Origin of the sequence: Komagataeibacter nataicola (genome assembly GCF_003207795.1) — a bacterium.
Classification (GTDB): domain Bacteria; phylum Pseudomonadota; class Alphaproteobacteria; order Acetobacterales; family Acetobacteraceae; genus Komagataeibacter; species Komagataeibacter nataicola.
Map to the genome: position 1 here is coordinate 179,540 of NZ_NIRT01000004.1, position 7,153 is coordinate 186,692.

Annotated in this window: 7 protein-coding genes; 3 read left to right on the forward strand and 4 right to left on the reverse strand. The window is 63.7% G+C overall.

Annotated elements, in window-relative coordinates:
• Positions 1 to 6: 6 nt before the first annotated feature.
• From CDI09_RS04000 to CDI09_RS04010, 3 genes are all read right to left on the reverse strand, one after another.
• Positions 7 to 1,623 (reverse strand): glycosyltransferase family 9 protein, encoded by a 1,617-nt coding sequence (locus tag CDI09_RS04000; RefSeq protein WP_236944543.1) that lies wholly within the window; start codon positions 1,621 to 1,623, stop codon positions 7 to 9.
• A 168-nt stretch (positions 1,624 to 1,791) separates the two neighbouring features.
• On the reverse strand, positions 1,792 to 2,175 hold the full coding sequence (locus CDI09_RS04005) for a DUF4112 domain-containing protein (protein ID WP_078523610.1): 384 nt from the start codon (positions 2,173 to 2,175) through the stop codon (positions 1,792 to 1,794).
• A gap of 110 nt (positions 2,176 to 2,285) precedes the next feature.
• Entirely contained in the window at positions 2,286 to 2,600 is a 315-nt protein-coding gene (locus CDI09_RS04010) for a SelT/SelW/SelH family protein (RefSeq protein ID WP_078523611.1), read from the reverse strand.
• A gap of 170 nt (positions 2,601 to 2,770) precedes the next feature.
• On the opposite strand from CDI09_RS04010, the gene CDI09_RS04015 reads away from it, so the two are divergent.
• A complete protein-coding gene (locus CDI09_RS04015; RefSeq protein ID WP_146220801.1) occupies positions 2,771 to 3,226 on the forward strand; it encodes a hypothetical protein in 456 nt (151 codons plus the stop codon).
• Positions 3,227 to 3,265: 39 nt separating this feature from the next.
• On the opposite strand, the gene katE is transcribed toward CDI09_RS04015, so the two are convergent.
• Complete coding sequence (gene katE, locus CDI09_RS04020; protein WP_078523613.1) at positions 3,266 to 5,368, reverse strand: catalase; 2,103 nt, start codon at positions 5,366 to 5,368, stop codon at positions 3,266 to 3,268.
• Positions 5,369 to 5,526: 158 nt separating this feature from the next.
• Here katE and CDI09_RS04025 point away from each other — a divergent pair, with 158 nt between their 5' ends.
• Complete coding sequence (locus tag CDI09_RS04025) at positions 5,527 to 6,348, forward strand: creatininase family protein (protein WP_078523614.1); 822 nt, start codon at positions 5,527 to 5,529, stop codon at positions 6,346 to 6,348.
• 52 nt (positions 6,349 to 6,400) lie between these two features.
• Positions 6,401 to 7,153: YncE family protein (locus tag CDI09_RS04030; protein ID WP_249033992.1), on the forward strand; the 753-nt coding region annotated here is incomplete at its 3' end.

The following is a 7,153-nucleotide window of genomic DNA, read 5'->3' on the forward strand; positions in this document are numbered from 1 at the left end:
CTGCTTTCAGGAAGCGGGCTGCAGGCGCGATGGCGGCAGGTCGCGCTTGGCCAGCATGCTGCATAGCCTGCGCACCACATCATCCCACTGCCCGGTGCGGATCTGACGGATGATGCGCAGGGTCGGGTACCAAGGGCTGTCGGTGCGGCCCGAGAGCCAGCGCCAGCAATTGTCAAACCGGTCCAGCAATATGACCGGGCAGCCCAGCGCGCCAGCGAGGTGGGCGACCGACGTATCGACTGACACCACCACGTCGAGGCCCGCGATGAGGGCCGCCGTATCATCCATGTCCCGCACGGTTTCCATGGGGTCATGCAGGCGCATTCCGGCGGGCATGTCCATCATCTGCCGCGCGTAGGTGCCCATCTGCAAGCTGACCAGCGAGATGCCGGGCACGCCCGTCAGCGGGGCCAGGCTGCGCAGCGGGATGGAGCGCCTGCGGTCCATGGCGTGGGCGGCGGGCACGTCGGGCCTGCTGGCCCCACCCCATACCAGCCCCACCCGCAAGGTGGGCCGGGAGGGCAGGACCGGCGCCCAGGCCCGCACGCGCTCCGCATCGGCATGCAGGTAGGGCACCGCAACACCTGCATGGCCGGGCACGCGGTGCAGCACATGCGGCAGGCTGAGGAAAGGGCAGTGCCAGTCATAAAACGGCACGGGCTGACGGTCATTGAACACGCGGCGCACGCCATTCATGCGGCGGATCAGGCCATGCAGCGTGTCGGGGGCCTGCACGCTCACCCGCGCGCCCAGGCCTGCCAGCACCGGCACGAAACGCAGCATCATCAGCATGTCGCCCAGCCCCCCCTCACGCGTGATGAGGATGGTCTTGCCCCGCAGGTCGGCATCCGGCTCCAGCACGGGCAGAGTCTGTGCGGCAGGCAGGCGCGTGCGGCCGGGCAGCCTGCGCCGCCATTCATACTCGGCCCAGCCCTGCGCCATCTGCCCGTTCTTGAGCAGGGTCAGGGCATGGTTCAGGCGCAGATTGGCATCATCGGGGCGCAGTGCGAGGGCGCGGGCATGAACCTTGAGCGAGTCATCGGTGTGGTTCCATGCCCCGAGCAGATGCGCGAGGTTGGCATGCGTCATGGCGCTGCGGGGGTGATGCTCGAGAATATAAAGCAGCAGGTCGCGCCCGGCAGCGTATTCGCCCTGTTCCATCAGGCACACAGCCATGAGGTTGCCGGTGGTGAGCTGGGCGGGCGACAGGCTCAGCCCATCCGTCAGCACGGCATGCGCCTCGGCCGTGCGGCCCCGTTGCAGCAGCAGTTCGCCCAGCATGTCATGCGTGCGGATATCCTGCCCCGCGCGCTGGCGCACGGCCCGCAGCACGGCCTCGGCCTCATCCACGCGCTCATGGGGCAGCAGCAGGTCGAGCATGTCGCGCGCCGGGTGGCGGGCGCCGGGATTGGCTACGGCCTGCCGGCAGAGCAGGCGAGCGGCCTCCTGCACGCGGTTGCACCCCGCATGGGCATGCGCCAGCAGGATCTCGACATTGGGGGAAGGCGTGCAGCCTTCCAGCACGGCACGGGCCTGGGCAAACTGGCCCTGACGCAGCAGGCCGAGCGCATCGGCAAGCATGGCATTGGTGGCGGTGGCCATGCGGGGGGCTTTTTTGTTCATGCCACGCTGCCGCGCGCGGCCCGAGGATCATGGCATGCAGCAGGGCAGGCGCTGGCCCTGTGCTGGCCCGCCTGCGCGGCATGGAAAAAAGAGAAGGGCATGGGCGGCAGATTTCTTTAAATTCAGGAACGTGGGGCATGCATAGTGTAGCGCGCCCGTCGCGTGCGTCTAGGGCGTGGACAGGCCCAGATGGGCTTCCAGCAGGGCTACGTTGCGCAGGTCGGCCTTGAAGGCGGTATCAAAAATATCACCCAGCACGGGCACGAGGTCAGCCGCCGCCTCGATCAGCACATTGGCCAGCATGCGCGCCAGCACCGGCTGGCTGGCGCCCAGACTCCAGCTTTTCCAGACAATATAGAGGGAAGGGATGACCATGATGGCCGTGCCGCCCACGGGCAGCAGCCCGATCAGCGTATCAAGCCCCCAGCGCGCCTTCGTGCCGGGAATACGGAAGGCGGCGTCGAGCAGGGTCGCCAGTTTCCGCAGCCGTGCCACTTCAGCACGGATATCGGCAGGCCGCGCGCTGGCGGCCGAAGAAGCAAAAGCGTTCATGCTGATAGTATGGGGTGCGCCATGAGGGGTTACAATGCGGCTGACCACATGCCGCGCGCCTGGAAGGCGAATAAAAATTCCAGGTGAAATCTTTTTCAAAGGCCCGATCCCTAACCGGGCGTGCTTCCGCTGCGGTCAATATGGCCCATGTCGCGCCCTGGCGCAATTACGTCGCGCACGCGCTGCTTGAGTTCCTTGGGGCCGGGAAAGCCGCCATCGCGCTTGCGTTCCCATATAAGCTGACTGTTGACCGTGACCTCGAACCGGCCGCCACTAGCGGGGATGAGGCTGACGCTGCCCAGTTCCTCGCCAAAGGTCGAGAGCAGTTCCTGCGCCATCCATGCCGCGCGCAGCAGCCAGTTGCAGCGCGTGCAGTACAGGATGGAGATATCGGGGCGGCCTGTCGTGGGGAGCGGGTCGGTCATGGCGTTCCTCCTGTCTCATCCAGCCGGACGGGGCCGCCCTGATGGATATCGTGCACCGTGAACGGGTATAGCGGCTTTCGGATCCTGAAGCACCGTAAACCTTGCGGGCCATAAGTGCCTCTTATACCCGTAAAATATTGCCGGGGTTTTGAAGTGAGGGAAATATGGAAATGAAAACGGTCGATCAGGCATTGCTCGATGCGATAGTGAATATTCTGGAGGAAAATTGCTGTAATTATAGTGTATTTCTGAAATCTGTTTCAATCAAACCTTATGAAAATATGGATTCAGTCAAGACAATAAAAAAGGCATTTGGGGAAAATGTTGTCGTAGATAATATCCGACAGATCAGAAAGGAAGATGTCTGGCAGATACTGGACAGTTCACTCTATTATGCCGGAGACGCGGGTGCCGGGCCATCAGCGGAATCCCTGTCGTCACGGGAATTCCACGCGGTGGTTCATAACCTGCGGGGGCAGGTCGAAAACATTCTGGGTTCAGCAACCAGGGTGGAAGCTTTCCGGTTCAGGGAGGGTCATCCTGCCTATCCCGTTTTCTGGAATTTTGCCTTGGTTTTTACAGGCGAGACGTTTGTTACGATCCTGATCGGGTCGAGTTCGGACTGACCCTCCCCCCTGGCAGGCAGAGGGGAGGGTGCCGCGTGTTCAGACCGCGTGGACCTGGCTTTCACGCGACCACATGCGGAGCGCACCGCAGGTCTGGATGAAGGTCGTGGCATCATCACCGCTTTCCAGCGCAATCACGCCGGCGTCGCGCACACGGGGGTGCAGGCCTGCTGCCGCGAGCAGGATCTCGGCGGCATCATTATGCGCGATGAACTTGGCGTGGGCGAAGGCATCGGCGATGAAGTCGCGCATGGTGGCTTCATGGCGCAGCAGGTTGGCCCCTTCCACCGTGGGCAGCAGGGCCACGGCGTCATATAGCACCGACGGGCCGCCATTGATCTTCTGTTGCGCTACAATTTCATTGCCCGCGCTGTCGGTAATGCCCGCTACGGTGGGGGCGATCAGTTCAACCGTGCCATCAACGGCCTCGGTCGCGGCAATCAGGGCGGTGAGCAGGTCGGCATTGACGCCATTGGTCACCACGATGCCCAGCTTGCGGCCTGCAAAGCTGTCCGGCCCGTTTTTGAGGATGCTCAGCGCGGGCGAGGGTTCCAGCCCTTCCACCACCAGGCGGGCGGCGCGGGCGGGTTCGGGCAGGGGCGAGAGGCCAAGCCCGCTGGCAACACCTTCAGCCAGCGCCTGATCGACATGCAGCAGGTGGCTGACCATGCGCGCGCGGATGGCGGGCGTTTCCACCTTGCTCAGTTCGAACACGAAGGCATCGCGCATGTGGGTCTGTTCAACCGGCGTCTGGCTGATGAAGAACTGCCGGGCCTGGCTGTAATGATCGGCGAAGGTTTCCGAACGCTGGCGCAGCTTGGGGCCGGACTCTTCCTCGGGGTAGGAGGTGTAGCCTGCGGGGGTCTCGCGCGGGCCACCGGCGGGCTGCGACCAGGAGTTGGGCTCGTAATTGGCCCGCCCCTTGGGGTTGTGCATGGCCATGTGCCCGTCTTGCTGGAAGTTGGCGAACGGGCATTTGGGCGCGTTGATGGGAATGTGGGTGAAATTGGGGCCGCCGAGCCGCTTGGTCTGGGTATCGAGGTAGGAAAAATTGCGCCCCTGCAGCAGCGGGTCGTTGGTGAAGTCGATGCCGGGGATGATGTTCTGGGTGCAGAAGGCCACCTGCTCGGTCTCGGCAAAGAAATTGTCGGGCATGCGGTCGAGCACGAGGCGGCCCACGCGGCGCACGGGCACCAGCTCCTCGGGGATCAGTTTGGTAGGGTCGAGGATGTCGAAGTCGAAACTGTCGGCAAATGCATCATCAAACAGCTGCACGCCCAGTTCCCATTCCGGGAAATTGCCTGATTTGATGGCCTGCCACAGGTCGCGGCGGTGGAAATCGGGGTCGGCGCCATTGATCTTGAGCGCCTCGTTCCACACCACCGATTGCAGGCCCAGCTTTGGCTTCCAGTGGAATTTGACGTAGGTGGACTGCCCCTCGGCATTGATCAGGCGGAAGGTATGCACCCCGAACCCTTCCATGAAGCGGAAGGAGCGGGGGATGGCGCGGTCCGACATGGCCCAGCAGACCATATGCGTGGCCTCGGGCGACAGCGAGACAAAATCCCAGAAATTGTCGTGCGCGGTCTGGGCCTGCGGAAAGTCACGGTCCGGCTCCTGTTTGGCGGCATGCACGAAATCGGGGAACTTGATGGCATCCTGAATGAAAAAGACCGGGATGTTGTTGCCGACCAGATCCCAGTTGCCTTCGCTGGTATAGAGCTTGACGGCGAAGCCACGCACGTCGCGCACCACATCGGCCGAGCCCTTGTTGCCCGCCACGGTGGAAAACCGCACGAAGGCAGGCGTGCGTTCGCCCACCTTGCCGAAGATATCGGCCCTGCACACATCTGCCAGGCTGTCGGTCAGTTCAAAATAGCCATGCGCGCCGTAGCCCCGGGCATGGACCACGCGCTCGGGGATGCGCTCATGATCGAAATGAAAGATCTTTTCACGGAAATGGAAGTCCTCCATCAGGGCCGGACCACGCGCGCCCGCGCGCAGGGTGTTCTGGTCATCTGATACCGGCAGGCCCTGCTGGGTGGTCATGACCGGCGTATCGCCACCGGCGGTCTGGTGGGTTTCGCCGCCAGCGCCAACATGGGTCGCCATGGCTTTTGGGGCTTTGGAGGTTTTTGTCATGAGGGAGGCGTGTCCGTGCTGGAGAGCGGGAGATGTGGCTTTTCCAACGGGTATGGGTGAGCAGGGTTTCATGCATGTGTCGTATGGCTGTTGCCAATCGTGCCGCTACAGGGCACAGGAGCGCATGAATCGCTTGTTGCAGGAGAGCCTTGCCGCCCATGCGTAACCCTCCAGCCCTTCTGGCCATGGGCAGCCTGCTGGCCGCCCTGTGGTGTGGCCGCGCTGCGGCCGCGCCCGACACGGTCGATTTTACGGATCTGACCTGGACCGAGATCCGCAATGCGGTGCAGGGGGGCGATACCACCATCATCCTGCCCATTGGCGGCACGGAACAGAGCGGGCCTTACATTGCGGTGGGCAAGCATGACGTGCGCGCCCTGCTGCTCGCCCGCCGCATTGCGCGGGCCGCGGGCCATGCCCTGGTGGCCCCGGTGGTGGCTTACGTGCCCGAGGGTGGCACGACGCCGCGCACGTCGCACATGCGCTTTCCCGGCACCATCAGCATAACCCCCGCCACCTTCCGCGGGCTGCTCGGCGATGCGGCCGAGAGCTTTCGCGTGCAGGGCTTCACGCGCGTGGTGCTGATTGGCGACCATGGCGGCTACCAGAAGGACCTGCGAACAGTGGCCGATACGCTCAACCGCCGCTGGCAGGGCCTCGGCGCGCATGTGCTGTACGTGCCTGCCTATTACGACGTGGTGCCGGGCGCTTATGCCACATGGCTGCGCCAGCATGGCCACGCGGCGGAGGTGGGCATGCATGCCGACCTGTCTGACACCGCGCTGATGCTGGCCCTCGACCCTGACCTCGTGCGGGTGCAGGCATTGCGCGCAGCCCCGCTGCCTGACGCTGCGCAGGGCGTATATGGCGGCGACCCGCGCCGGGCCGATGCGGCCCTTGGGCAGGTGGGGGCGGACATGCAGGTCAAGGCAACGGTTGCGGCCATGCAACACGACCTAACAGGACGGAATGCGCCCTGATTGCGCCGCTGCCACGGCGTGCTATAGGGGCCGCGACGAACAGGATCACACTATGACACAAAATAAAAAACTACCGGTTCTGGGTCTGGGCATGCTGCTGCTGCAAGGTGGGGTGGCCATGGCGCAGGCTGTTGACACCATTCCCGGCATGCCGCCCGTGCTCGACCCCCACAACATCTATACCGAGACCCGGGCCAACAACCTCAACCCCGAGGTGGCCAAGGATCCGCCGCGCATTTACGTGCCCAACCTGCGCTCGAACAATGTGTACGTGATCGACCCGCAGACCTATACGGTCGTCTCGCGCTTCAAGGTGGGCAAGAGCCCGCAGCACGTCGTGCCTGCATGGGACCTGCGCACCCTGTGGGTGACCAACAATGCCGAGGGCACTACAAAGGGCACGCTCACGCCCATCGACCCGCGTACCACACAGCCCCTGCCTGAAGTGGCGGTGGATGATCCGTACAACATGTATTTCACCCCCGATGGCCGCTCCGCCATTACAGTGGCCGAGGCGCGGGAACGGCTCGACTTCCGTGATCCGCACACCATGGAACTGCAGGGTTCGGTCTCGGTGCCGCAGTGCAAGGGCGTCAACCACGCCGATTTTTCCATCGACGGGCGCTACGCCATCTTCACCTGTGAGTGCAAGGGCGTCAACCACGCCGATTTTTCCATCGACGGGCGCTACGCCATCTTCACCTGTGAGATGGGGTGGTTGCCGTCCTCCCCGCACGGCATCGCAATGTGCCAGAATGGTCGTTGGAAGAAACGACTGCGCGAAAGGACGGCAGATGAAGGATAC